The following is a 25,808-nucleotide window of genomic DNA, read 5'->3' on the forward strand; positions in this document are numbered from 1 at the left end:
GCGGGCCATCAGCGCGGCCGGCCTGCGCGCGCTACGCCGTGGCGGACACGCCGCCCTGCATCGCCCGGGCCTGTTGCGCCATGACCTGGGCGATCTGCCCCTGGATCTGCAGCGCCTGGGCATTGAGCGCCTGCAACTGCTGGGCCTTCATCTCGGCGGACATGCCGCTGGCCTTGACCCGCGCGATCTGCTCCATGACGCGCTTGAGCTGCTTCTGCAGTTCCTTGATCTGGCGGGTGAATTCGTCGTCGTTGTCGGTTTCTTCGGCCGCCTGCGCGCCGCCGACCTTCAGGCCGCCGGGATTGTTGACCCGCAGCCCACCGTCCTGGGAGGTCACCGACGCGCCTGAGGATTGAGCGTCCCTGGCCTCTTTGTTGGCCTGGATTTTCTCGGCCCACAGGTCGGCCAGGCTGTTGATCCGGGAGGTGCCGCTGATGGAATTGATGGCCATGGTTGCTCCAGTGTCCGCAGGGATTTCGGGGTTTCTACCAATACGGCATTCCCGCGGAGAACTTAAGCATTGCCGGCCGTTCGCGGCCCCCTTTACACTGGCGCCCGCTCGCATCCTGAATCCTCCATTCGAATCACTTCCCCGGGGAATCCATGTCCAACTCCTATTTTCCGCGCTGGCGCCTGGCGGACGACGCCGAGCCCGGCGTCATCATCGCGCCCGACGAAAGACTGTCCTGGCCCAAGAACGTGGCCATGGGCGCGCAGCACGTCGTCGCCATGTTCGGGTCCACTGTGCTGGCGCCGCTGCTCATGGGCTTCGACCCCAACGTCGCCATCCTGATGTCGGGCATCGGCACGCTGATCTTCTTCCTGTTCGTGGGCGGGCGGGTTCCGAGCTACCTGGGTTCCAGCTTCGCCTTCATCGGCGGCGTGATCGCGGTGACCGGCTACGCGGGCGCGGGCGCGAACGCCAATATCGGCGTGGCGCTGGGCGCCATCATCGCCTGCGGCCTGGCCTATACGCTGATCGGCCTGGCGGTCTGGTTCGTCAATGCCCGGGCCGGCGGAGGCGCCAACTGGATCGATACGTTGATGCCGCCCGTCGTCACCGGCGCGGTGGTGGCCGTGATCGGCCTGAACCTCGCGCCCATCGCCGCCAAGGGCGCCATGGGGGCGTCGGGCTTCGACAGCGTGATGGCGATGGTGACGATTCTCTGCGTGGGCGGCATCGCCGTGTTCACCAAGGGCATGGTGCAGCGCCTGCTGATCCTGGTGGGGATGATCCTGGCCTGCGTGGTGTATGGCGTCTTCGCCAACGGCCTCGGCCTGGGCAAGCCCATCGACTTCTCCGCGGTCTCGGCGGCCGCGTGGTTCGGCCTGCCGCATTTTGCGGCCCCCGTGTTCAAGGCCGAGGCCATGGGCCTGATCGTGCCGGTCGCGATCATCCTGGTGGCCGAGAACCTGGGCCACGTGAAGGCCGTCAGCGCCATGACCGGGCAGGACCTGGACCGCTATCTGGGCCGGGCCTTCGTGGGCGACGGGGTCGCCACCATGGTGTCGGGCGCGGTGGGCGGCACGGGCGTCACGACCTATGCCGAGAACATCGGCGTGATGGCGGTGACGCGCATCTATTCCACGCTGGTGTTCGTCGTGGCCGCCGTAATCGCCATCGTCCTGGGCTTCTCGCCCAAATTCGGCGCCTTGATCCAGACGATACCCGCGCCTGTGCTGGGCGGCATGTCGGTCGTGGTGTTCGGCCTGATCGCCATCGCCGGCGCGCGCATCTGGGTGGTCAACCAGGTGGATTTCAGCGACAACCGCAACCTGATCGTGGCCGCGGTCACGCTGGTGCTCGGGGCGGGCGACTTCACCGTCAAGCTGGGCACGTTCACCCTGGGCGGTATCGGGACCGCAACCTTCGGCGCCATCATCCTGTACGCCTTGTTGCGCCGCAGGAAGTAAGCCGCGCGCCGCGAGAGGGGAGCGCCGATGCGTTCCCCCGGGCGGCGGCGGACCTACGAGTGGGTCAGCCGGGTGGCTCGAGCAACGTGGCCCAATGGGGCGGGCGCCGCTTCGATGACCTGTCCGGAGTGCGTCTTGAACACCGCGGTGGCCTCCGCCAGGCGCCGGGCCTGTTCCTCCATCGCCGACGCGGCGGCGGACGCCTCCTCGACCAGCGCCGCGTTCTGCTGCGTGACCTCGTCCATCTGTGTAATCGCCAGGCTGACCTGGTCGATGCCGCCGGCCTGCTGGGCCGAGGCCGCCGAGATCTCGCCCATGATGTCGGCCACGCGCTGCACCGAGGTCACGATCTCCTGCATGGTCTGGCCGGCGGCCGTGACCTGCGCCGAACCGGCCGCGACCGTCTCCACCGAGGCCTCGATCAGCGCCTTGATCTCCTTGGCCGCCTGCGCGGCCCGCTGGGCCAGGGTGCGCACTTCGCCGGCGACCACCGCGAAGCCCTTGCCCTGTTCGCCCGCCCTGGCTGCCTCCACGGCGGCGTTCAGGGCCAGGATATTGGTCTGGAAGGCGATGCCGTCGATCACCGACACGATGTCCGCGATCCGCCGCGAACTGTCCGAAATGCCGTGCATGGTGGCCACCACCTGGTCCACATTCCGGCCGCCGCGCTGCGCAACGTCCATGCTGACGGCGGCCAGCTGATTGGCCTGGGCGGCGTTTTCCGCGTTCTGCTTGACGGTGACGGCCAGCTCTTCCATGGTCGAGGCGGTCTCTTCCAGCGCCGCGGCCTGCTCTTCCGTGCGCACCGACAGGTTGGCGTTGCCGGCCGCGATCTCCGCGGCGCCGACGTTGATCTCCTCCACGCCGTGGCGCACGGACGTCACCGTGCGGGTCAGCCCTTCCTGCATGCGCTTGAGCGCGGCGAAGAGCGTGCCGATCTCATTGTCGGAACGGCTTTCCACCCGCGCGGTCAGGTCGCCCGACGCGATCCGGTCGAAGTGCTTGCCGGCTTCCTGCAGCGGCAGCAGCACCCCGCGCCGGATGAACGTCCAGCACAGCACCGTCAGCAGCAGCGCGGCCGACACCAGGGCGACGGCGGAGATCCGCGCGGTGGAGTAGGTCTGTTCGGAACTGGCCAGCACGCCGTTGCTGCGCTCTTCGACCCGGGCCAGGAAGGCCTGCATGTCCTTGATGAAGTTCGCGTCCGCCTGACGCACCCGTCCTTCGTCCTGCCGGTACTGGTCGGGCGAGCGCTCCTTCACGGCCGAGGCCAGCGCTTCCAGAATCGCGCCGTACTCCGTGAAGCGTCCCTGCAGGGCCTGGGCCAGGACCTGGCCCCGCTCCGTCTTGGGCACGGCCATGTAGCGGCCGAACCGCTCGCGGGCCAGCGTCAGCTGGCTGGCGGCTTCCTGCCCGGCCTGCGTGGCCTGGTCCATGGCGCCAGCCTGCACGGCTGCCATGCCGGCGCCCAGCGCCAGCCGTGTCCGCAGCAAGGCGGCGTTGGCTTCATACAAAGGATCGACTTGATGGACCGCGACGTTGTTCAGATCCTTGATCTCGGTGACGCTTCTTTCGGCGTTCATCCAACCCAATCCGCTTGCCAGGGCCAGGGCGATTACGAAGCAACCCAGCACCAGCAGCATTCCCGTACGGACTTTCAGTTTTTCCAGCATGAGCATTTCTCCTTCCTCAACGCTCTCCGTCGCGCGCGGGACCAGGCCAGGCCCGCCCGCTGCGCGCTGGAGCGGCGGGCGTCGCGCCGGGTGGTTGTGCGATGCGCCCGCCAGAACTGCCAACCATCAGTGCCCACCCCGCGGCGGGAACCCGGTCCGGGCCGCCAGCCTGGGGAAGTCGTCCGCATTAATTATTTGTATTAAATTGTCATTAATTGACTATTTTGTTTTTTATACTGGTTTTGATGATTTTCTCCAGCGCTTTCGCGTCCGGCCGGGCGCCTGCCGGAATAAAGGTTATCCCCGAGTAGTTTTGGCGCAACAAAGAATGGGCGCCGGGCGGGCCGTACGCAGGGAATGCCGCCGCATCTTGCGTAAAAGCAAGGACAGTTGGCGAAAATGACTGGTTTTAGCGGGTTACAGCGGCGAAATCCGCCGAAAACGACGTTTTCTCCAGCGGCTTGCAATTCCGGTGGACTTTGCCCACAATATGACCTTGATTGCCCCGGTTCCGACCCGAGCCGGGGTTTTGTTTTGGTCGTCCGCGCCGCACCGTCATTATCGAAGTACCCGGCGGCATCCGCGCGCGGGCCTTTGCGACCTTCACCGAGAACGCTCCGTCGGGGGCGTTTTCTACTTTTGTTTGGGAAACGACATGTCTGCCATTCCTTTGACCGTGCGCGGGGCCGAGCGCTTGCAAGAAGAGCTCCAGCGGCTGAAAACCGTGGAACGTCCCGCCGTGATTAACGCCATCGCTGAGGCGCGCGCGCAGGGCGATCTGTCGGAAAACGCCGAGTACGATGCTGCTCGCGAGCGCCAAGGCTTTATCGAGGGCCGGATTGCTGAGCTTGAAGGCACGCTTTCCAATGCCCACCTGATCGACCCCACCGCCCTCGAGGCCGAGGGTCGCGCCGTATTCGGCGCAACCGTCGAGATCGAAGACCTGGATTCGGGCGATCGCGTGACGTACCAGATCGTCGGCGACGTTGAAGCCGACATCAAATCGAACCTGATTTCCGTGTCGAGCCCGGTGGCCCGCGCACTGATCGGCAAGAGTGAAGGCGACGTCGTCGAGGTCATGGCCCCGGCGGGTGTTCGCGAGTATGAAGTGTTGGGCGTGCGTTACATCTGACGCCGCGGTAGTTAGCTGGAAACTGTCAAAACACCATAGTCCGAGCCGTGCGTTCGCATGGATTCCGCGGTTTAATGCGGACAGCTATGGTGGGCCGGGCGCGTAAAGCGCCCGTTTTTGTACCTGGCGTTTACGTTTACTATTGCCGCCGGGCCGCCCCAAGGCAATGGCAGCCCCCTTGGGGGGCAGCAAGCCGGAGGCGCAGCGTGGGGGCCTAAGCTATTTTGACCGGCGGCTGGTGCCGCTGCGGGCTCCGGCCCGCAAGCTGAGCGCGCTGCCGGCGCGGCGAGGGATGCCGTGACCGCTGGCGGAAGTCTTCTTGGTGCTGGGCCGCATGGGCTTGCCGTTCTTGTTGAGCTGGTCCGCGGGAACGTAGCGCGTCTTGGGCTTCGGCTCTTCGGTTTCGCTGCGGCGCGGACGCTTGGCGAGGGTCTTGCCTTCGGCCGCCAGCTTCTTGGGCGTGTGAGGCTCGGAGGCGCGGCGCTTGGCCGGACGTTCGGGCTCCTGGGCGGCCAGCGGGGCGGGCTTGATATTGCCGGCCAGCGGGCGGAACAGGATCAGGATCTTGCCCAGGTGGTGGACGGGGGCGCACGAGAGCGTGTCGCAGATGGTCGACAGCATGGCTTCGCGGGCCTCACGGTCGTCGCCGCCGGCGCGCACCTTGATAAGGCCGTGCGACGTCAGTGCAAGGTCGATTTCCTTGAGCACGGCATCGGTCAGGCCATTGTCGCCGATCAGGACGACGGGGCGCAGAGGGTGAGCGGCGGACCGAAGGTCGCTACGCTCACGAGAGGTGAGTTCTAATATAGGCATGCGTGGAATTGTACGGTAATGGCCAAGAATAAATTCTCCAAAGACTGGATTCACCAGCACATCAATGATCCCTATGTGAAGCTGGCGCAACAGAAGGGCTATCGGGCCCGCGCCGCCTTCAAGCTCATCGAGATCCTGGACACCGAAAAGCTGATGCGCCGGGGCGACCTGGTCGTGGACCTGGGCTCGGCCCCGGGCAGCTGGTCCCAGGTGGCGCGCGAGCGGCTGGCGGGGCCGGGCGGCGTCGTGGACGGCCGCATCATCGCCCTGGACCTGCTGCCCATGGAGCCGGTGGCGGGCGTCGAATTCATCCAGGGCGATTTCCGCGAGGATGAGGTTTTGAAACAATTGGAAGACATGGTCGGATCCCGGGCGGTCGATCTTGTTATTTCGGACATGGCCCCCAACTTGTCAGGCGTGGGGAGCGCCGATTCGGCGCGCATCCAGCATGTGTGCGAACTGGCGATGGAATTCGCCTGCGCCCACTTGAAGCCCAACGGGGCGCTGATCGTCAAGGCCTTCCACGGCAGCGGTTTTTCGCAGATCGTGCAGTCCTACAAGCAGCGCTTCAAGCGGGTGGTCGAACGCAAGCCAAAGGCGTCCCGGGACAAATCCTCCGAAACCTTTTTGGTTGCGCGCGATCTGAAATAGCCCGGGTCCCCGGGGCCAAGAAAAACCTATCGCCTGCCGAGACAACGACCAGAAAACTTACGTATCAGACGAAACTTAGAGGGGCCCAGGGATCCCAGGACGCAATCTGGCCTGACAGGGTAGAATGGGCTATTGACATACTTGTGACTGTGCAATATGCGGGTGCGCAGTCGCCGGTCGGAATCGAAAGCAGGAGATCGACCTTGAATAATTCATTTTCGAAAGTCGCTGTCTGGATGGTGATAGCCCTCGTGCTGTTCACCGTCTTCAAACAGTTCGACGGACGCGCCCAGACACAGGATGGCGTGACCTATACGCAGTTCATGGACGACGCCAAGGCGGGACGCATCCGCAAGGTCGACGTCCAGGGCGACGTGCTGTACGTCACGCCCGACGCGGGCCGCGCCTACACGCTCACCTCCCCGGGCGACCTCTGGATGGTTTCCGACCTGCTGAAGTACGGCGTCCAGGTGTCGGGCAAGCCGCGCGAAGAGCAATCGCTGCTGATGAGCATCTTCGTCTCGTGGTTCCCCATGCTGCTGCTGATCGGCGTCTGGGTGTTTTTCATGCGGCAGATGCAGGGCGGCGGCAGGGGCGGAGCGTTCAGCTTCGGCAAGTCGCGCGCCCGCATGCTCGATGAAAACACCAACCAGATCACCTTCGCCGACGTCGCCGGCTGCGACGAAGCCAAGGAAGACGTCCAGGAGCTGGTCGACTTCCTGCGCGATCCCAGCAAGTTCCAGAAGCTGGGCGGACGCATCCCGCGCGGCGTGCTGATGGTCGGCTCCCCGGGTACCGGCAAGACGCTGCTGGCCAAGGCCATCGCGGGCGAAGCCAAGGTTCCTTTCTTCAGCATCTCCGGTTCGGACTTCGTTGAGATGTTCGTCGGCGTGGGCGCGGCCCGCGTGCGCGACATGTTCGAGAACGCCAAGAAGCATGCCCCTTGCATCATCTTCATCGACGAAATCGACGCGGTCGGCCGCCAGCGCGGCGCCGGCCTGGGCGGCGGCAACGACGAACGCGAACAGACGCTGAACCAGATGCTGGTGGAAATGGACGGCTTCGAGTCGGGCCAGGGCGTCATCGTCATCGCCGCCACCAACCGTCCCGACGTGCTGGATCCGGCGCTGCTGCGTCCGGGCCGCTTCGACCGCCAGGTCGTGGTGCCGCTGCCCGACATCCGCGGCCGCGAGCAGATCCTGAAGGTCCACATGCGCAAGGTCCCGCTGTCGCCCAACGTCGACGCGACCGTCCTCGCGCGCGGCACCCCGGGCTTCTCCGGCGCCGACCTGGCCAATCTGGTCAACGAAGCCGCGCTGTTCGCCGCCCGCCGCAACGGCCGCACGGTGGATATGTCCGACTTCGAAAAGGCCAAGGACAAGATCATCATGGGCGCCGAGCGCCGCTCCATCGTCATGCCCGAAGAGGAGCGCAAGAACACGGCGTACCACGAGTCCGGCCACGCGATCGTCGCGCGCATGCTGCCCAAGACCGACCCGGTCCACAAGGTCACCATCATCCCGCGCGGCCGCGCGCTGGGCGTGACGATGCAACTGCCCGAGACCGACCGCTATAGCATGGACAAGGGCCGCCTGCTGTCCACCATCGCCGTGCTGTTCGGCGGCCGCATCGCCGAAGAACTGTTCATGGACCAGATGACGACGGGCGCCTCGAACGACTTCGAACGCGCCACCGCCATCGCCCGCGACATCGTCACGCGCTACGGCATGACCGACGAGCTGGGCCCCATGGTCTATGCCGAGAACGAAGGCGAAGTGTTCCTGGGCCGCAGCGTCACCAAGACGACCCACATGTCCGAAGCCACCATGCAGAAGGTGGACACCGAGATCCGCCGCATCATCGACGAGCAGTACGGCGTTGCGCGCAAGATCCTGGAAGACAACCGCGACAAGGTCGAAGCGATGACCGCCGCGCTGCTGGAATGGGAAACCATCGACGCCGACCAGATCAACGACATCATCGAGGGCCGTCCGCCGCGTCCCCCGAAGACGCCCTCGGGGCCGTCGGACACCTCCGACACGCCCCCGACCGGCCTGGCCGCGGGTGGCAATACGGCTGCCGCTGTCTGAGGGCTCTCGTCCTGAGTTATGGCAAATAACTTTCTTTGCGGGCGCTTCGAGTTTGATCTCGAGCGCCCGCTTGTCATGGGTATCGTCAACGTCACGCCGGATTCCTTTTCCGACGGCGGCGAGCATGACGATACGGATTCCGCGGTGGCGCATGCGCGCCAGCTGATCGAAGAGGGCGCCCAGATCCTGGATCTGGGCGGCGAGTCCACGCGCCCCGGCGCCGACCCCGTTTCGGTGGCGGATGAACTGGCCCGGCTGCTGCCCGTGATCGAGGCGCTGCGCGACTGCGGCGTGCCCCTGTCCATCGACACCTTCAAGCCCGAAGTCATGCGGGCCGTGCTGGACGCGGGCGCGGACATGATCAACGATATCTACGGCTTTCGCCAGCCCGGCGCCGTCGAGGCGGTGGCGCAATCGCGCTGCGGGCTGTGCGTGATGCACATGAAGGGCGAGCCCCGCACCATGCAGGCGACCCCGCCCGAGTACACCGACCTGATCGGTGAAATCGGAATTTTCCTGGGGGCCAGGGCGCACAAGCTGCGCGCGGCCTGGGTCGACCCTCGCCGCATCGTGCTCGATCCGGGCTTCGGCTTCGGCAAGACCGGCGACCAGAACTTCCAATTGCTGCGCCGGCTGTCCGGCCTGCGCAGCATCGGCTATCCATTGCTGATCGGCCTGTCGCGCAAAACCATGATCGGCCAGGCCACTGGCCGGCCGGTGGGCGGCAGGTTGCCCGGCAGCATCGCTGCGGCGCTTGCCTGCGTGGCGCGTGGCGCTTCCATCGTGCGTGTGCATGATGTGGCGGCCACGGTTGACGCGCTCAAGGTATGGCACGCGGCAGAACAAGGAGCAATCACTTCATGATTCGACGTAAATATTTCGGTACCGACGGCGTGCGTGGCGAGGTTGGCGGTCCGGTGATCAACGCCGAGTTCGCCCTGAGGCTGGGTTACGCGGCCGGCCGCGTGCTGGCGCGCGAGCACGCCGTGCGCGGGGGAAGCCGCCCGCAGGTCGTGATCGGCAAGGACACGCGGATTTCGGGCTACATGCTGGAGTCCGCGCTGGAAGCCGGCCTGTCGGCGGCGGGCATCGACGTGCTGCTGGCCGGCCCGGTTCCTACGCCGGCCGTGGCCTACCTGACGCGGGCCCTGCGCCTGGTGGCGGGCATCGTCATCAGCGCTTCGCACAACCCGTACCACGACAACGGCATCAAGTTCTTCTCGGCGCAGGGCATGAAGCTGCCCGACGACATCGAGGCGGGCATCGAGGCCGCGCTGGACGAGCCGCTGGGCTGCGTCAGTTCGGAAGGCCTGGGCCGCGCCCGCCGCATGGGCGATGCGCAGGGGCGCTACATCGAGTTCTGCAAGAGCACTTTCCCCAACGATCTGGACCTCAACGGGATGACGATCGTGGTGGACGCCGCCCACGGCGCCGCCTACAACATCGCGCCCCATGTCTTCCGCGAACTGGGCGCCAATGTGCATGCCATCGGGGTGCATCCCGACGGCTTCAATATCAACAAGGGCGTGGGCGCGCTGCATCCGGAGCTCCTGGCCAAGGAAGTGAGCGCGCGCGGGGCCCAGCTGGGCATCGCGCTCGACGGCGATGCAGACCGGCTCCAGATGGTGGACGGCGACGGCCGCATCTATAACGGCGACGAACTCATGTACGCCATCGTCCGCGAGCGCATGCAGCGCGGCAAGGTGGATGGCGTCGTGGGCACGCTGATGACCAATTTCGGCTTCGAGCGCGAAATGCAGCGCCTGGGCGTGGGCTTCGAGCGCGCCAACGTGGGCGACCGCTACGTGCTGGAGCAGATGCAGGCGCGCGGCTGGCTGTACGGCGGCGAGAGCTCCGGCCACTTGCTGTGCCTGGACTGCCATTCGACCGGCGACGGCATCGTCGCCGCGTTGCAGGTCCTGACCGCGCTGCGCCGCAATGCGGTCGGATTGGCGGAGTGGGTGAGCGACCTGCGCATGTACCCGCAAAAGATGATCAACGTGCCGCTGGCGCCGGGCCAGGACTGGAAGACCCATGCCGGCCTGAGCGCGGCGCGCAAGGCCGTCGAAGCGGAACTGAACGGCCGCGGCCGCATCCTCATCCGCGCGTCGGGCACCGAACCGAAACTGCGGTTGATGGTGGAAGCCGAGGACGAAGCGCTTGCCGTGTCCAGCGCGGAGAAACTGGCTGCCAGTCTGGGATAAACCGCCGCTTTCTTGATGTGAGGCAAAGGCCACCCGGCGCGTGATGGGTGGCCTTTTGCCTGTAAGCAGTTAGCATTGGTTTGTAAAGAATTGTCGATATCTGGGCAAAATGAATGGATCTGCGCCGAACTAAACTTCATAGTCACGTAACATATTGGTCAAGTCTTTGACATACAGGGCGTCCACACTGACTGGACTCTCTAGGAGCTTCGCGCAATGCTGGAATTAGCACGCATCAACCCGAGCCGCAATACCGCGGAACCTTGGACCGGCGCCGCCGCCAAGGTGCTGGTGGTGGGCTTGGCGCGCACCGCTGAAGAAATCGAGCAGATTCAACGCCTGCGCTACGAGGTTTTCACCGAGGACATGGGCGCGGTGTTTCCCGATGCCCAGGACGGCGTGGAGCATGACCGCTTCGATCCGTTCTGCGAGCATCTGATGGTCCGCGAGCTGGATACGGGCCGCGTCGTAGGCACGTACCGCATCCTGACGCCCGAAAAGGCGCGCGAGGCGGGCGGATATTATTCGGAGTCCGAATTCGACTTGTCCGGCCTCGGACCGATCCGGGACGAGCTGGTTGAAGTCGGCCGGTCCTGCACGCACGCCGACTACCGTGGCGGCGGCGTCATCATGCTGCTGTGGTCCGGGCTGGCGGAATACCTGCGCCGCGGCGGATACGAGTACGTGCTGGGGTGCGCCAGCGTGAGCCTGCGCGACGACGGCGTCACCGCCGCCGAAGTGTGGCGCACCATCTCCAAGCACCTGCCGCAAGGCGACGAGCCCCGGGTGACTCCGCTGCACCGTTATCCGGTGGAAAAGCTCAACAGCACCTTGCCGGCCCGCGTGCCTCCGTTGATCAAGGGCTACCTGAAGCTGGGCGCCAAGGTCTGCGGCGAACCCGCCTGGGATCCGGACTTCAATGCCGCGGATTTCCCGGTCCTGCTCAAGATGGAACGCATGGACGAGCGCTACCGCCGCCATTTCGGGCTGGACCAGCCGGCCGCCGCGAATACCCCGCGCTGAGACCGCCATGCGCCGCCTGCTCCGCCGCATGAGGATCAGACTGGTACGGCGGGCGACGCGGCCCCTGCGCATGGAACTCAAGCGGCTGGACCGCGAAACGGATCTTTCGCCCTTTTAGTAGCGCCGGCGCGCAAGGCGCGTCCGGCCGCGCGGCGGGCGGCTCGGCCGCCTGCGCCGCTTCCTAGAACTCCAGCAGTTCGAACGAAAACCCCACCTTGTTCCATTCGGCTTCTTCCGCGCGCAGCGTGAAGTCGCTCAGCGGGTGCTGGGCGAGCCAGTCACGGTTGATGCGCACGACGATGGAGTTGTCGCGCACCGAGGCCGTCAGCGGCAGCGGTTCGATCTCGTTGCGGCGGCGGAACAGCAGCACGGCCAGGCGCAGGCTGAGGATGGCCTTCCATTGGGCGCGGGAACGCACCAGCGGCTCCAGCTTGGTCAGCTTGCCCTGGTGGCCCAGGGCAAGCAGGGCAAGCAACTGCTGGTCGGCCCGCGAGAAGCCCGGCATGTCGGCGTTTTCCAGTACGTAGGCGGTGTGCTTGTGATAGGCATTGTGGGCAATGGACAGACCCACCTCGTGCAGGTCGGCCGCCCATCCCAGCGCCGGACGCAGCTCGGCGCGCTCCGGGCCGTCGGGGAACATCGTGTCGAACAGGGTCAGGGCAGCGTGGCGCACGCGCCGGGCCTGGTTGAGGTCGACGTGGTAGCGCTTCATGAACTGGCGCACCGATTCGTCGCGCTTGTCGTGTTCGTCGTCGCGGCCCAGCAGGTCGTAGAGCACGCCCAGGCGCAGGGCGCCGTCGCCGGTGTGCATGACCTCGATGCCGAGTTCATCGAAGAGGGCGCTCATGATGGCCAGGCCCCCCGGAAGCACGTCGGCGCGCTCGATCTTGATGCCCGGCAGCTCGGAGGGAATCACGCGGCCCGAGCGCACGATGCGGTCTTTCAGCTTGGTCAGGCCGGCGCGCGTGATGCCGCGGTCCGAGAAGCGGCTTTCGGTCAGGATCGCGAACAGGGCCTTGGCCGTGCCCGAAGAGCCATAGGCCTCTTTCCAGCCCGTCTTGCGGTATTGCTTGGCGATGACTTCGATTTCGCGCCTGGCAGCCAGTTCCGCCTGCTTCATCTGGTGCGCGTCCACGACGCCGTCGGAGAAGAACTGGCGGCTGTAGCTGACGCAGCCCATGTAGAGCGAGGACATCAGCGAGGGTTCGTGGCCCTTGCCGATGATGACTTCGGTGGACCCGCCGCCGATGTCGATGACCAGGCGCTTGTTGGGCGAAGGGGGCAGCGTATGGATCACCCCCGAGAAGATCAGGCGGGCCTCTTCACGGCCGGCGATGACTTCGATGGGAAAGCCCAGGGCGGCTTCGGCCCGCGGCAGAAAGTCCCGGGTGTTGCGCGCGACGCGGAAGGTGTTGGTGGCGACGGCACGCACGCGGTTGGGGTGGAAGCTGCGCAGGCGGTCGCCGAAGCGTTCGAGCACGGCGATGGCACGGTCGATGGCGTCGTCGCCGAGCTTCTTGTCGGAGTCCAGGCCGGCCGCGAGCCGGACGGTTTCCTTGAGGCGATCGATCTGATAGATCTGGGGCGTACCGTCCTGTTGAACGATGCGTCCGATGGAGAGGCGAAAGCTGTTGGACCCGAGGTCCACCGCGGCCAGAAGTTGATCCATGCGGCTCGTGAAATATTGGCTGTGAGGTGGCCTGATTATAGAGACCCCATGTGACAGCGCCCCGCGCCGCGGGTTTTTTCTTATGGAACAGGGGCTTGGGAAGATATATCCGCAGCTATACGTCCCGGTTTTGGCGTACGCTACGATCTTGGCGTCGTGTCATGGAACCGTCACTTTTTTGCAGTAAAACACCACGCTCCCCCTACGTATGGAATCCGGTATGCCCTCACGCCCTCCCGCCGAGCCCTTGCTCATGAATCGCGAGTTGTCGCTGCTGAAATTCAACGAACGCGTGCTGGCGATGGCGGAGGATCCGAAAACGCCCCTGCTCGAACGATTGCGCTACGTGTGCATTGTCAGCTCCAACCTGGACGAGTTCTTCGAGATCCGGATTTCCAGCCTGAAAGAGCAGCAGCGGCAGTCGCCGAACCTGGTGGGGCCGGACGGCATGACGCCGGACCAGGCGTTCGAGAGCGTGCAGCAGGCCGTCCATGAACTGGTGGGGCGCCAGTACAACCTGCTCAACGACGAGATCCTGCCCGCCATGCACGCGGAGGGCATCACCCTGCACCACGCGTCCGAATGGAACCCGCAGCAGCAGGAATGGGCGCGCGAGGTGTTCAACCGCGACGTCATGCCGCTGCTGACCCCCATCGGGCTGGACCCGGCCCATCCGTTTCCGCGGGTCTACAACAAGAGCCTGAATTTCATCGTGTCGCTGTCGGGGGCGGATGCCTTCGGCCGCCAGGCGTCCATCGCCGTGGTGCAGGCGCCGCGGGCGCTGCCTCGCCTGATCAAGATGCCGCAGGAGCTGTCGGGCTATCCCGAAGGGTACATCCTGCTGACTTCGCTGCTGCGCGCCTTCGTCGGCGAGCTGTTCCCCGGCCTGGAAATGCTGGGCTGCTACCAGTGGCGGGTGACCCGCAACAGCGATCTGTTCGTGGACGAGGAAGAAGTCACCAACCTGCGCCACGCCCTGCAGGGCGAGCTGTCGCAGCGCAATTTCGGGGCGGCCGTCCGCCTTGAGATCGACAAGTTGACCCCGGTCGAACTGGAAACCTTCCTGCAGCGCGAATTTTCGCTGAAGCCCGAGGACACCTACCGGGTGCCGGGCCCGGTGAACCTGTCCCGGCTGATGCAGCTGTGCAACTCGGACTCGCGGCCGGACCTGCTGTTTCCCGACTACCGGGCGCCCGTGCCGGCGCCGTTCGACAAGGTCGGCGACAAGCCCGCCGAACTGTTCGAGGCCGTGGCCCAGCAGGACAGGCTGCTGCATCACCCGTACCAGTCGTTCCAGCCGGTCATCGATTTCCTGACCGCCGCCGCGCTCGATCCGGACGTGATGGCCATCAAGCAGACCATTTACCGCACCGGCGAGGATTCCGAGCTGATGAAAATCCTGCTGGCCGCCGCGCGCGCCGGGAAAGAAGTGACGGTGGTGGTGGAACTGATGGCCCGCTTCGACGAGCAGACCAACATCAACTGGGCTTCCAAGCTGGAAGAGGTGGGCGCCCATGTGGTGTACGGCGTGGTGGCGCACAAAACGCATGCCAAGATGGCCGTGGTGCTGCGCCGCGAGAAAGGGCGCCTGCGCCGCTATGCCCATTTGGGCACCGGCAACTATCATCCGCGCACGGCGCGCCTGTACACCGATTTCGGCCTGCTGACGGCCGATCCGAGGCTGTGCGAGGACACGGACAAGGTCTTTGCGCAACTGACGGGGCTGGGCGCGCGCCGCTCCCTCAAGGCGTTGATGCAATCCCCTTTCACCATGCACGACGGCATGGTGGCGCTGATCCGCGCTGAGGCCCGGGCGGCCAAGGCCGGCAAGCGGTCGCGCATCATGGCGAAGATGAATTCGCTGCTGGAAGAGCAGATCATCGAAGAGCTCTACAAGGCGGGGCAGGCCGGCGTGAAGATCGACTTGATCGTGCGCGGGGTGTGCGCCTTGCGCGCCGGTGTGCCGGGCCTGTCCGAGAACATACGCGTGCGTTCCATCGTGGGCCGCTTCCTGGAGCATTCGCGGGTTTTCTATTTCTACGCCGACGGCGAGGAAACCGTCTATCTCTCGTCGGCCGACTGGATGGACCGCAACTTCTTCCGCCGCGTGGAGATCGCGTTCCCCATCTACGACAAGACACTGAAGAAGCGCGTGATCGACGAGGCCTTCACATACGCCCTGCGCGACAACCAGCTCGCCTGGCAACAGCAGCCCGACGGCGACTACGCCCGAGTCAAGAGCCGCCGCGAGCCCTTCAATGTGCACCAGTACCTGATGCAGAAGCTGGGCGTATAACGACGCCCTCCCAGGACAAGGGGGGGCAGCGTTTACCCACGACGGTAGACCCGTCCCCGCAATCCGCTACGCGGAGTGCGTTTCCGCTGCCCTAAAGGCCCGCGACGGACCAGTTACAGGGCGAACGGCATCGGCGGCAAGGCGTCTCCAAGCCCGGCTGCGCGGATCCGGCTCCGCCGGTCCGCCGCCGGCGCCCCCTTGGGGGAGGGCGCGCGGCGCCTTCGGGGGGGGGGCACACCCTCAGATCATGACTGTCACTATCCTGTCATCTTGGACTTCTAAGATGCGAGGGTCGCTGAAAGACAGGCAGTAACAAAGCCTGCCAAGACTCCTCCAACGAGCACAGAAGGAACCCAGATGTTCAAACGTGTCTTCAAACAAGTTTCCCTGGGCGTCGCGCTGAGCGCCGCCGTCTTCGCCGTCCAGGCCGCCGACGTGACCGGCGCCGGCGCATCGTTCCCGTACCCGATCTACGCCAAGTGGGCGTCGGACTACAAGGCTGCCACCAACAACGCCGTGAACTACCAGTCGATCGGTTCGGGCGGCGGCCAGCAGCAGATCATCGCCAAGACCGTCGACTTCGGCGCCTCGGACGATCCGATGAAGGCGGCCGACCTGGAAAAGAACGGCCTGCTGCAGTTCCCGGCCGTGATCGGCGGCACCGTTGCCGTGGTCAATATCGACGGCGTGGAGCCGGGCAAGCTGAAGCTGTCGGGCAAGGTCCTGGCCGACATTTTTCTGGGCAAGGTCAAGAAGTGGGACGACGCCGCCATCAAGGCGCTGAACCCCGACCTCAAGCTGCCGTCGGCCGACATCATCGTCGTGCACCGTTCGGACGGCTCGGGCACCACCTTCGGCTGGACGAACTACCTGTCCAAGGTGTCGCCTGACTGGAAGGCCCAGGTCGGCGAAGGCAAGGCCGTCAAGTGGCCCACCGGCCAGGGCGGCAAGGGCAACGAAGGCGTCGCCGCCTACGTCGGCCAGCTGAAGAACTCGATCGGCTACGTCGAATACGCCTACGCCAAGCAGAACAAGCTGGCCTGGACGCAACTGCAGAACAAGGACGGCAAGTTCGTCCAGCCCGAGCAAAAGGCGTTCGCCGCCGCGGCCGCCAACGCCGACTGGAAGAGCGCGCCGGGCATGGGCGTGGTCCTGACCGACGAGCCGGGCGCCGATTCGTGGCCCGTGACCGCCGCCACCTTCATCCTGGTCCACAAGTCGCAGGACAAGCCGGCGCAGGGCAAGGCCGTGCTGGAGTTCTTCGACTGGGCATTCAAGAACGGCGCCAAGTCCGCCGAGGCGATGGACTACGTGCCGCTGCCGGAAGCCGTGACCAAGGAAATCCGCGCCGCCTGGGGCGAGGTCAAGGCCGCCGACGGCAAGGCCGTCTGGAAGTAGGATGGGTGTAGCGCGAGGGCGCCCCGGGCAAGAATGCCGGCGCCCCGCGCGCAACCCATCGATGCCCGTCCCCGGAGTTCCGATCGCGGAGCGACGGGGCGGTCCCCCGGCAAGACTCCGATGTTCCCCCAGGTTTCCTAAGGAAAGTCCATCCATGAGCGCGGTAATGGATAATAGTGTGCCGCTTCCGCCCAGCGTGGCGGACTCCGTGACTACCGGCACGCCTTCGCCTATGAAGCAAAACAACAACGCGCTGATGGATGCGCTATTCAAGAACCTGACGCGCCTGTTCGCCTTCCTGGTGTTCATCCTCCTGGCGGCGATCCTGGTGTCCCTGATCTACGGCAGCCGGGAATCGCTGGCCAAGTACGGCCTGTCGTTCCTGTGGTTGAACGATTGGGATCCCGTCAACCAGAACTATGGCGCCGTCGTGCCGATCATCGGCACGCTGCTCACTTCGGCCATCGCGCTGATCATCGCCGTGCCCGTGTCGTTCGGCATCGCCATCTTCCTGACCGAACTGTCGCCCACCTGGCTGCGCCGGCCGCTGGGCACGGCGGTGGAAATGCTGGCGGCTATCCCGTCCATCATCTACGGCATGTGGGGCCTGTTCGTCTTCGTCCCCGTATTCCAGCAGTACGTGCAGCCCTTCCTGATCGCCACGCTGGGCAGCGTGCCGGTGATCGGCGGCATCTTCGCGGGGCCGCCCTTCGGCATCGGCATCTTCACGGCCGGTCTGATCCTCTCGATCATGATCATCCCGTTCATCGCGGCGGTCATGCGCGACGTGTTCGAACTGGTGCCGACGATGCTGAAGGAATCGGCATACGGCCTGGGCAGCACCACCTGGGAAGTGATGTGGCGCGTGGTTCTGCCCTTCACGAAGTCCGGCGTCATCGGCGGCATCATGCTCGGCCTGGGCCGCGCCCTGGGCGAAACCATGGCCGTGACCTTCGTCATCGGCAACGCCTTCAAATGGTCCGGTTCGCTGTTCTCTCCGGGCAACTCGATCGCCTCCGCGCTGGCCAATGAATTCAACGAGGCGGGCGGCATCCAGAAATCGGCGCTGCTGGAACTGGGCCTGATCCTGTTCCTGATCACGACCATCGTGCTGGCCCTGGCCAAGATGCTGCTGGTTCGCCTCTCCGCCAACGAAGGCAAGAAAACCTGACGAGCCGCGCGCACAAGGAAAAGATCATGGCTGTATCCGTACTCAACATGCAGAACGGCATCTACCGCCGGCGCCGCGTGGTCAACCGCATCATGCTGACCATCTCGCTGGGCACGCTGACGTTCGGGCTGTTCTGGCTGTTCTGGATCATTCTGACCCTGCTGACCAAGGGCGCGCCCGCCCTGTCGCTGACCCTGTTCACCGAGATCACCCCGCCGCCCGGACAGGCCGGCGGCCTGGTCAACGCCATCTTCGGCAGCGTGGTCATGGCCGGCGTGGGCACGCTGATCGGCACGCCCGTCGGCATCCTGGCCGGCACCTACCTGGCCGAGTACGGCCAGCGCGGCTGGCTTGCCCCCGCCACGCGCTTCCTGAATGACGTGCTGCTGTCGGCGCCGTCCATCATCATCGGCCTTTTCATCTACGCCGTGTACGTGGCGCAGGTGGGGCATTATTCGGGCTGGGCTGGCGCACTCGCGCTGTCCATCCTGGTGATTCCGGTGGTGGTCCGCACGACCGACAACATGCTGCTGCTGGTGCCCAACAGCCTGCGCGAAGCGGCCGCGGCGCTGGGCTGCCCCAAGTGGCGCATGATCACCCTGGTGTGCTACCGCGCCGCCAAGACCGGCATCATCACCGGCGTGCTGCTGGCCATCGCCCGGATCTCGGGCGAGACCGCGCCGCTGCTGTTCACCGCGCTATCCAACCAGTTCATGTCCTTCAACATGAACGCGCCGATGGCCAACCTGCCGGTCGTGATCTACCAATACGCCGCCAGCCCCTTCAAGGACTGGAACGACCTGGCCTGGGCCGGCGCCACCCTGATTACGCTGCTGGTGCTGGGCATCAACATCATTGCCCGCAACATGTTCCGCAAGTAAAGATCGCTTTGCCGGCGCGCCCGCCGTGCCGGACCTAGGGAAACCAAATGGAAAACACCGCTACCGCCGTCAAGAACAAGATCGAGGTCAAGAACCTGAACTTCTACTACGGCAAGTTCCATGCGATCCGCAATGTGAACATGTCGATCCAGGAGAAGAAGGTCACCGCCTTCATCGGCCCGTCGGGCTGCGGCAAGTCCACGCTGCTGCGCACGTTCAACCGCATGTTCGAGCTGTATCCCGGCCAGCGCGCCGAGGGCGAGATCATCCTGGACGGCGAAAACCTGCTCACCGCCAAGACCGACATCTCGCTGATCCGCGCCAAGGTCGGCATGGTGTTCCAGAAGCCCACGCCGTTCCCCATGAGCATCTACGACAACATCGCCTTCGGCGTGCGCCTGTTCGAGCGCCTGTCCAAGGGCGAAATGGACGAGCGCGTGGAATGGGCGCTGAGCAAGGCGGCCCTGTGGAACGAAGTGAAGGACAAGCTGCACCAGAATGGCAACAGCCTGTCGGGCGGCCAGCAACAGCGCCTGTGCATTGCGCGCGGCGTGGCCATCAAGCCCGAGGTGCTGCTGCTGGACGAGCCGTGCTCGGCGCTGGACCCGATTTCCACCGCCAAGATCGAAGAGCTGATCGCTGAACTGAAGAACGACTACACCGTCGTCATCGTGACGCACAACATGCAGCAGGCAGCCCGCTGCTCGGACTTCACCGCCTATATGTACCTGGGCGAGCTGATGGAGTTCGGCCAGACCGACCAGATCTTCGTGAAGCCGGCGCGCAAGGAAACGGAAGACTACATCACGGGCCGTTTCGGCTGATTCGCCGAAGAAGTCCGCGGTCCGGCGACGGCGCGCCTAGCGAGGCGCGCCGTTGTCGCTTCAGGGCCGCTGCAACGCCTGGGCGCCGCTGCGCGTTCCCTGTTCCCGAGGATCGCCGGCATAGCGGCGGGGGATCAGGATCACGAAGAGGGCCGCCAGCATGGCCGCGCAAGAGAAAACGATGAAATTCCAGGCCAGCGGCAATTGCAGGCCTGCCAGGTATCCGCCCACGATGGGGCCGCTCATCGCGCCGATGCGGGCGAAGGAAAGCGCCCAGCCGGTGGCGGCGCCGCGCGCATGGGCCGGGTAATAGCCCGCCAGGTAGCCGGTCAGGATCAGCGACGAGGAAATGCTGCCGATGCCGGCCAGGGCCACCCACAGATAGTTCACGGCCAGCGGGTTGTTGTAGGTCAGGCAATAGATGCCGGCGGCGCCGGCCAGGTAGAACAGCGCCACGATCCTGCGCGGCTCGGTCCTGTCGGCGAACCGTCCCAGCACCAGGCCGCCGATGGCCGAGGCCAGGCTGAACACCAGCAGGAAGGAAATGCTGGATCCCAGGTCGTACCCATTCTTGCGCATGATCTGCGGCAGCCAGGTGTTCAGGCCGTAGACCAGCATCATGCCCAGGAACAGGGCGCCCCAGAAGCACAAGGTGGCGCGCAGGTGGCGCGGGGCGAACACCGCCGCCATCAGGTCGCGCCAGGTGGACTTGGCGCCGGCGACCTCGCGCGGCCGGAAGGCGTCCAGCGAGGGGATGCCCAGGCGCTGCGCCTGCGCCCGAGCGCCGGCCTCGTCGCCCTTGGCGAGCAGGTATTCCAGCGATTCGGGCAGCAGCCGCGCCAGTAGCGGCACCAGCAGCAGGGGCAGGGCGCCCACCGCAATGACCGTGCGCCAGCCCCAGTGGCTGAGCAGGGCCATGGCCACGGCGGCGGAACACAGGATCCCCAGCGAATATCCCGAATACATCACCCCATAGTTGAAGCCGCGCTTGGCGGGCGGCGAATACTCGATGGTCAGCGCCGCCGCCGCCGGGATCACGCCGCCCAGCCCCAGGCCGCCGATGAAGCGGAACGCGCCGAACCAGCCGGGCGTAGGTGCCCAGGCTGCGCCGATCATCGTCAGGGAGAACAGGGTCACGCAGGCCAGCAGCATGCGCCGCCGGCCCAGCAGATCGCTCAGCGTGCCCACGGCGAACGAGCCCACGAACATGCCGGCCAGCGCGTAGCTGCCCAGTACGCCCAACTGCATCGGGCTGAGGGCCCAGCCCTTGTCTTCGGCCAGCGCGGGCAGGACGGCGCCCATCACGCCCACGTCGTAGCCTTCGAACAGGATGGCCAGCCAGCAGACGAAGAGGACGGTATGGGTAGCCCGCGCGGGCGTGGCCCAGGCGGATGGAGCGGAGGCGTTTGCCATGAGTTTCCCGATGAGTGTTTATTGGGTTTGCGCCAGCGGCGCCCGCTGGCGGACTGCAGACGCTCCGGCGCGCAGATTCAGGGCACTAGGCGTCGCGGCAAGCCCCTGGCGGCTATTTCCCCACACCGTCGGAAGGCCGCATTTAATTTAGGCTTGAAATATATAGGTGTCAATCAGGGCTTGACCTGCCAGCAGCGCCCGGCCAAAGACGGGGAGGGCGCGGATTGCCCGCCAGTATCTGGTATAGTTGCCACCCTTCGGGGCGTAGCGCAGCCTGGTAGCGCATCTGCTTTGGGAGCAGAGGGTCGCGAGTTCGAATCCCGCCGCCCCGACCAATAAAATCAAAGGCTTAGCTCAGATGATGAGCTAAGCCTTTTCTATTTTGACGGCCAGCGGCCCAAGCGCCTGGCGCGCTAGAAGCGCGGATTCTTGCCGAACGGCACTTCGGTCTCCGTCGGCTTTTCGAACGCGGCGGTGTCCCCGTTCAGGTCCGCGACATGGATCTGGGCCAGGCGCGTGGCCTCGTCGATCGCGATCTGGGCCGAAGGGTAGCGCTCGTCGATGACGATGCGCTCTTCTTCCGCGCCCCCGGCTAGCGGAATCAGGGTGTATGCGATGCGCCACGCCCCATCGTCATGGAATGGGCGCTCTATCTGGAAGTCCCACTTGGCGTTTTCCATATGGCCTCCTGCTTTGACACTACATGCTACCGCCGCCGACCCGGCCCCAGAAAGCCCCGGGCGCGCCATGTCCGCTAGAATCCGCAATTGCGCCGGCCTTGCGGCGGCCTACGAAACCAGGGGAATCGAATGAGAATGTCATTGCTGTTCGTGGCAGCCGTGGTGGCGGGATGCGCCAGCGGTTCCAGCAACTTGATCACGGAAGCGAAGGTGCAGGCGATCAAGCTGAACATCACCACCTATGACGAGATGGTCCGGGATTACGGGCCGCCCCGGTCCCAGCATTTCGGCCAGGACGGCCTGCTGACCGCGACCTGGTTCTATTTCTACGACGGCGATTACGATGCGATGGACGATCAGCAGAAGCTGACCGTGATTTTCAACAAAGACCGCACCGTGAAGGACTACATGAACGCCTCGGCCGCGGGGCTGGCCGAAGGCCAGGGCGCGGGCAAGCGCCGCTAGCGGTCGGCGGCTGGGTCATCGACGTGGCCACTCTTGTTGCGCTGTCGCGCGTGACCATGGCCAACCTCCACCAGAACGTGGTCTTCGCGCTTGGGCTCAAGGGCCTGTTCCTGATCATTGGTCGCGCTGCCGCCTGCCGGTTCAGAAGCTCGCGGCCAGGCGCAGCGCTGCCGTGTAGCCCTCGGCGCGGTTGCGCGCGCCGAATTCCTTATAGATGTGCAGCCAGACGGGCGGCAGGCCCGGTTTGTAGAAATGGACGGCGGGTCCCAGGGCGATCACCCGCGAACGGTTGCCGCCTTGAAGGCCGGGCGCGTCGTCGTCGGTGAACTGGCGGCTGTAATAGCCGCCCACCCCCAGGGTCCACGGCCCCATGTGCTGACCCAGCGCGAACTCATGGCGGTACTCGATGCCGTTGCGGTAGCCGGTGGCTTGATTGCGCGTGCTGATGTCGACCTCGAAACTGGAGGACACCTCGAAGCCGCTGTCGGTGACGTAGGTGAAGTTAAAGATGGGGGAGAAGGCCCAGTGGTTCAGGCCCGGGTTCACCAGGCGCTTCCTGTCATAGTCGCCAGTTGGGGCCAGCACTTGGAACTGCGCATTCAGGTGCAGGTTCGGCGAGGGATTCCATTGCAGGATTAGGGGCAGCAGCAGAGTGTCGGCGATCCGGAAGGTTTCACCGCGTAATCGCAGCGGCCCCCCGGCCGTCGGCACGTCGAAGGCCGCGTCCATCTTGAAGAACGGCTGCACGATGCCGAAGCCATAGGCGCCGCCCAGCAGCGTGGCATGGGTCATGCGAAGATAGGCTGCGCTTACGGTGAAGACGCTGAGCGAGAAGTTGTCGTCCAGCGACTCGCCGTACTGGTTCTTGCGGACGGTGGCATGATTGTATGAGGAACGCAGCGAGATCGTTCCGAACGGCGTCGGCGGCGGCGACATGCCGGCACCGAAATCATAGAAGCCGTTGACCGTGGTGGGTATGCCGTTCTCGGTGGCGCCTGCGTTCCCGGCCAGGCCCAGCGCAGCCAGGATCAGCGGCGCCGCAGCAGCCGGCATGGTATTGCGGATGTTCATGGAATTCCTCTTGTGCCCGGATGGCGGACATGGCACCGCCCCGGCCGGAAAAGGCCAGGCCCTGACTGGGGCGCAGGCTTCAGCGGGCGGCCGCCGGTTGCCAGTCGGTGGCGCGGATGGGGGTGGAGGCGGATGCCACCGTCACTTTGGACAACACCCAGGGCTCGCTGAACACGCCCCGCACGATGCGCGGACGCACGGCGTTGGGCAGGTTGGCGAGTTCGCCCCACAGGCAGGACCAGCGCTGGCATTCCTCGGTCAGCGGCCGTGTCGCGGCCTCCCACGCGCCCAGCGCTTCCGGTATGTCCCGCCGGTCCTTCACCCTGTCCATATAGGCGGCCAGCGCCAGGCCGTTCTGCATGGCCATGCCGCCGCCCTGGCCCAGGTTGGGCGGCTGGGCATGGGCGGCGTCGCCGAGCACGCAGGCATGGCCAGCGGACCAGCGCTTGCACCGCACCACGGTGTAGACATTCCAGAGCACGCTGCCATGCGCGATCCGGTCGAGCAGGAATGCCCAGTCCGGAAAGGCCTCCCGCCAGCACGGCAGCACGCGCGTGTCGCGCGCCGCGTCGTCGTCCTCGCGGCAGGTCAGCGCCAGATAGATTTCCCGGGCGTTGATGGGGGTAATCAGCAGACGCCGCGTGCCATTCCAGATTTCGACGCACTTGCCGCGAGCGGCCGGTGGCAGTTCGTCCTGGGTCGCCTGTACGATGGTCCGCAGCGCGCCTTCCTCGGCTCGCTGGTGCACCTGTTCAAGACCCAGCGCGCGGCGCACGGGCGACCAGACGCCGTCGCATCCAATGGCCAGGTCGGCTCTTGCGCGGTCGCCGTTTGCGAACGTCAGGGTGCCGTCGGTGTCGGCCTCGACGACCTCGGCGCCGGTGACGATGCGCGCGCCGGCCGCGCGCGCGGCCGACTCCAGGCCCGCGTGCAGTTCGCTGCGCGCGATCGCGACCACGCGCAATCCCGGCGGAAGCAGCGCGGGAACCAGCACTTCGCCGGCATGGTCGCGCTGCTCGATGCCTTCGGGCAGGAAGGCGTTGCGCATGGAGCGTTCATAGGCGCCTATCTCGGATAGCGCCGCCAGCCCGTTCGACCACAGATAAATGCCCGAGCCCGAGACGCGCAGTTCCGGCCGGCTTTCATAGACGGTTACGTCCCAGCCGCGCCGGGCGAGCGCCGCTGCGGTGGCCAACCCGCCGATGCCGCCGCCGCTGATGATGGCTTGCATGCTCATGGTGTGTATCTCCTTTTTCGTTGCGCGCGCGCTTGTGGCCGCACTCAGGCGCGGCCCAGGCTGCGCGCGTAGCTGAGTACGCCTACGCCTCCCATCCATTCGGGCACGGCTTCGTAGGTCACGATGTCCGCCTGCGCGTCGCGCATCGCGCCCATGAGCGCCGTCCACATCAGCATTTCGGCGCCGCCCGGGCCGGCTTGCGCGCGGACCGTCTCGTGCGTGAGCGACAACAGGAAATCGCGATCGCCGGCGGCCAGCTTCTGCAGGATGTTCCGGTCCCATTCGGCATTGACGAGTTCGCGGCCGGACGCGGCCATCGCGGCTTCGCGCTGCAGTATGGCCAGCGGCAGCCCGGGATCGTCGCGCAGGGCGGCCGCGCCCAGGATCTGCCATCGCTGCACGCGCTGCATCAGCGGATCGTCCAGCGCGTCTTCGTCCACGGTGATGGGAGGCCAGTGCGACAGGCCGCCGCTCGCCATGAGCGCTATGCGCTCCGGCCGCCGGTCGAGAACATTGCGCACGCTGGCGCCCAGTTCGTACGCGCGGCGCCACGTGGGTAAGGGGGGCGCGAAGCAGTTCAGGAAGATGGGCACCACCGGAATGCTGGCGCCGGGCCATAGGTACTTGGCCGGCATCAGCACGTTGTGCACGAGTTCAGCCGATTCGCTGCGGAACAGCTCGAAGCCGTCTTCCACGGCACCCCGGTAGATGTCCCGGGCCAGCGCCGCGTGGCCGGAGCGCGGCGCGCGCGGCATGCCGATCCAGTCCTGCGTGGCTTCGGTGGGCCCCCAGTGAGTGTCGCCGAGCGCGATGGCCATGCCCGGCATGGCGTGCAGCGTGTACATGTCGAAATGGTCGTTGACGAAGGCAACGATCACATCGGGCCGGGCGGCCTCGATCTGCCGGCGCACGATGTCGAAGCCGTCCAGGATGCGGCGCAGCGTCTCCGGCTGCGCAAGCCCGGTCTGGTTGCCCAGCCCCGGTGTGTGCGTCATCGCGAATGCGGCGACGATCCGCGTGTCCGTGTTGTCTCTCATGGCGGTTCCTGTTCTTCCTGCCCTCGAAGGGCGGTGAGTGGGCGTGCCTTCCGCGCCGCCCGCTCCTCCTCGAGCGGCGCGGAATCCGGCGGCGTAGCCATCCCGGATGGGCACGCGATGGAGTATGGGAGCCGGGCCGAGGGCGCGTCATCTCTCAAATGCGATA

Annotated in this window: 22 protein-coding genes and 1 tRNA gene; 14 read left to right on the forward strand and 9 right to left on the reverse strand. The window is 65.7% G+C overall.

Going from position 1 to position 25,808, the window contains the following annotated elements:
- Positions 1–31: 31 nt before the first annotated feature.
- Positions 32–451: a FlxA-like family protein gene (locus ACN6PJ_RS21275; protein ID WP_427997795.1), complete on the reverse strand. Its 420-nt coding sequence runs from the start codon at positions 449–451 to the stop codon at positions 32–34.
- A 152-nt stretch (positions 452–603) separates the two neighbouring features.
- On the opposite strand from ACN6PJ_RS21275, the gene ACN6PJ_RS21280 reads away from it, so the two are divergent.
- Entirely contained in the window at positions 604–1,914 is a 1,311-nt protein-coding gene (locus ACN6PJ_RS21280) for a solute carrier family 23 protein (RefSeq protein WP_427997796.1), read from the forward strand.
- A gap of 53 nt (positions 1,915–1,967) precedes the next feature.
- Here the strand turns inward: ACN6PJ_RS21280 and ACN6PJ_RS21285 are convergent, their stop codons facing one another.
- A complete protein-coding gene (locus ACN6PJ_RS21285) occupies positions 1,968–3,587 on the reverse strand; it encodes a methyl-accepting chemotaxis protein (protein ID WP_427997797.1) in 1,620 nt (539 codons plus the stop codon).
- Between the two features lie 655 nt (positions 3,588–4,242).
- Here ACN6PJ_RS21285 and greA point away from each other — a divergent pair.
- On the forward strand, positions 4,243–4,719 hold the full coding sequence (gene greA, locus ACN6PJ_RS21290; protein ID WP_427997798.1) for a transcription elongation factor GreA: 477 nt from the start codon (positions 4,243–4,245) through the stop codon (positions 4,717–4,719).
- Positions 4,720–4,938: 219 nt separating this feature from the next.
- Here greA and ACN6PJ_RS21295 read toward each other — a convergent pair whose 3' ends face one another.
- Positions 4,939–5,532 (reverse strand): YhbY family RNA-binding protein, encoded by a 594-nt coding sequence (locus ACN6PJ_RS21295; RefSeq protein WP_427997799.1) that lies wholly within the window; start codon positions 5,530–5,532, stop codon positions 4,939–4,941.
- A gap of 18 nt (positions 5,533–5,550) precedes the next feature.
- On the opposite strand from ACN6PJ_RS21295, the gene ACN6PJ_RS21300 reads away from it, so the two are divergent.
- The 5 genes from ACN6PJ_RS21300 to ACN6PJ_RS21320 all read left to right on the forward strand — a co-directional run bounded on the left by ACN6PJ_RS21300 (position 5,551) and on the right by ACN6PJ_RS21320 (position 11,500).
- Positions 5,551–6,183, forward strand: coding sequence for an RlmE family RNA methyltransferase (locus ACN6PJ_RS21300; RefSeq protein WP_427997800.1), 633 nt, complete (start codon positions 5,551–5,553; stop codon positions 6,181–6,183).
- A gap of 203 nt (positions 6,184–6,386) precedes the next feature.
- Positions 6,387–8,273 carry an ATP-dependent zinc metalloprotease FtsH gene (gene ftsH / locus ACN6PJ_RS21305; RefSeq protein WP_043544097.1) on the forward strand — a complete coding sequence of 629 codons (1,887 nt, stop codon included), beginning with the start codon at positions 6,387–6,389 and terminating at the stop codon, positions 8,271–8,273.
- Positions 8,274–8,291: 18 nt separating this feature from the next.
- Positions 8,292–9,137, forward strand: a complete 846-nt coding sequence (gene folP / locus ACN6PJ_RS21310; protein WP_427997801.1) for a dihydropteroate synthase — start codon at positions 8,292–8,294, stop codon at positions 9,135–9,137.
- Positions 9,134–10,477, forward strand: coding sequence for a phosphoglucosamine mutase (gene glmM / locus ACN6PJ_RS21315; protein ID WP_427997802.1), 1,344 nt, complete (start codon positions 9,134–9,136; stop codon positions 10,475–10,477). The genes folP and glmM overlap by 4 nt, the downstream gene beginning before the upstream one ends.
- 216 nt (positions 10,478–10,693) lie before the next feature.
- Entirely contained in the window at positions 10,694–11,500 is an 807-nt protein-coding gene (locus tag ACN6PJ_RS21320) for a GNAT family N-acetyltransferase (RefSeq protein WP_427997803.1), read from the forward strand.
- Between the two features lie 181 nt (positions 11,501–11,681).
- On the opposite strand, the gene ppx is transcribed toward ACN6PJ_RS21320, so the two are convergent.
- A complete protein-coding gene (ppx, locus tag ACN6PJ_RS21325) occupies positions 11,682–13,169 on the reverse strand; it encodes an exopolyphosphatase (RefSeq protein WP_427997805.1) in 1,488 nt (495 codons plus the stop codon).
- A gap of 220 nt (positions 13,170–13,389) precedes the next feature.
- On the opposite strand from ppx, the gene ppk1 reads away from it, so the two are divergent.
- From ppk1 to pstB, 5 genes are all read left to right on the forward strand, one after another.
- The gene (ppk1, locus tag ACN6PJ_RS21330) at positions 13,390–15,465 is read left to right on the forward strand and encodes a polyphosphate kinase 1 (RefSeq protein WP_427997806.1); all 2,076 of its coding nucleotides are present in this window, start codon (positions 13,390–13,392) and stop codon (positions 15,463–15,465) included.
- Positions 15,466–15,822: 357 nt separating this feature from the next.
- Positions 15,823–16,863 (forward strand): phosphate ABC transporter substrate-binding protein PstS, encoded by a 1,041-nt coding sequence (gene pstS, locus ACN6PJ_RS21335; RefSeq protein ID WP_427997807.1) that lies wholly within the window; start codon positions 15,823–15,825, stop codon positions 16,861–16,863.
- 154 nt (positions 16,864–17,017) lie between these two features.
- Complete coding sequence (pstC, locus tag ACN6PJ_RS21340) at positions 17,018–18,034, forward strand: phosphate ABC transporter permease subunit PstC (RefSeq protein ID WP_427997808.1); 1,017 nt, start codon at positions 17,018–17,020, stop codon at positions 18,032–18,034.
- Between the two features lie 26 nt (positions 18,035–18,060).
- Positions 18,061–18,915 (forward strand): phosphate ABC transporter permease PstA, encoded by an 855-nt coding sequence (gene pstA / locus ACN6PJ_RS21345; protein ID WP_427997809.1) that lies wholly within the window; start codon positions 18,061–18,063, stop codon positions 18,913–18,915.
- A 47-nt stretch (positions 18,916–18,962) separates the two neighbouring features.
- Positions 18,963–19,739 (forward strand): phosphate ABC transporter ATP-binding protein PstB, encoded by a 777-nt coding sequence (pstB, locus tag ACN6PJ_RS21350; protein WP_102773556.1) that lies wholly within the window; start codon positions 18,963–18,965, stop codon positions 19,737–19,739.
- Positions 19,740–19,799: 60 nt separating this feature from the next.
- Here pstB and ACN6PJ_RS21355 read toward each other — a convergent pair whose 3' ends face one another.
- Positions 19,800–21,152: an MFS transporter gene (locus ACN6PJ_RS21355; RefSeq protein WP_427997810.1), complete on the reverse strand. Its 1,353-nt coding sequence runs from the start codon at positions 21,150–21,152 to the stop codon at positions 19,800–19,802.
- 258 nt (positions 21,153–21,410) lie between these two features.
- Here ACN6PJ_RS21355 and ACN6PJ_RS21360 point away from each other — a divergent pair.
- Positions 21,411–21,487 (forward strand) — tRNA-Pro (locus ACN6PJ_RS21360).
- Positions 21,488–21,565: 78 nt separating this feature from the next.
- On the opposite strand, the gene ACN6PJ_RS21365 is transcribed toward ACN6PJ_RS21360, so the two are convergent.
- Positions 21,566–21,832 (reverse strand): hypothetical protein, encoded by a 267-nt coding sequence (locus tag ACN6PJ_RS21365; RefSeq protein WP_427997811.1) that lies wholly within the window; start codon positions 21,830–21,832, stop codon positions 21,566–21,568.
- A gap of 129 nt (positions 21,833–21,961) precedes the next feature.
- Here ACN6PJ_RS21365 and ACN6PJ_RS21370 point away from each other — a divergent pair, with 129 nt between their 5' ends.
- Positions 21,962–22,297 carry a hypothetical protein gene (locus ACN6PJ_RS21370; RefSeq protein WP_427997812.1) on the forward strand — a complete coding sequence of 112 codons (336 nt, stop codon included), beginning with the start codon at positions 21,962–21,964 and terminating at the stop codon, positions 22,295–22,297.
- A 141-nt stretch (positions 22,298–22,438) separates the two neighbouring features.
- Here ACN6PJ_RS21370 and ACN6PJ_RS21375 read toward each other — a convergent pair whose 3' ends face one another.
- From ACN6PJ_RS21375 to ACN6PJ_RS21385, 3 genes are all read right to left on the reverse strand, one after another.
- The gene (locus ACN6PJ_RS21375) at positions 22,439–23,368 is read right to left on the reverse strand and encodes a SphA family protein (RefSeq protein ID WP_427997813.1); all 930 of its coding nucleotides are present in this window, start codon (positions 23,366–23,368) and stop codon (positions 22,439–22,441) included.
- A gap of 79 nt (positions 23,369–23,447) precedes the next feature.
- Positions 23,448–24,605, reverse strand: coding sequence for an FAD-dependent oxidoreductase (locus ACN6PJ_RS21380; protein WP_427997814.1), 1,158 nt, complete (start codon positions 24,603–24,605; stop codon positions 23,448–23,450).
- A 44-nt stretch (positions 24,606–24,649) separates the two neighbouring features.
- On the reverse strand, positions 24,650–25,642 hold the full coding sequence (locus tag ACN6PJ_RS21385) for a hypothetical protein (RefSeq protein WP_427997815.1): 993 nt from the start codon (positions 25,640–25,642) through the stop codon (positions 24,650–24,652).
- Between the last annotated feature and the right edge of the window lie 166 nt (positions 25,643–25,808).

This window comes from Achromobacter sp. (assembly GCF_050285585.1).
Classification (GTDB): Bacteria; Pseudomonadota; Gammaproteobacteria; order Burkholderiales; family Burkholderiaceae_B; genus Achromobacter.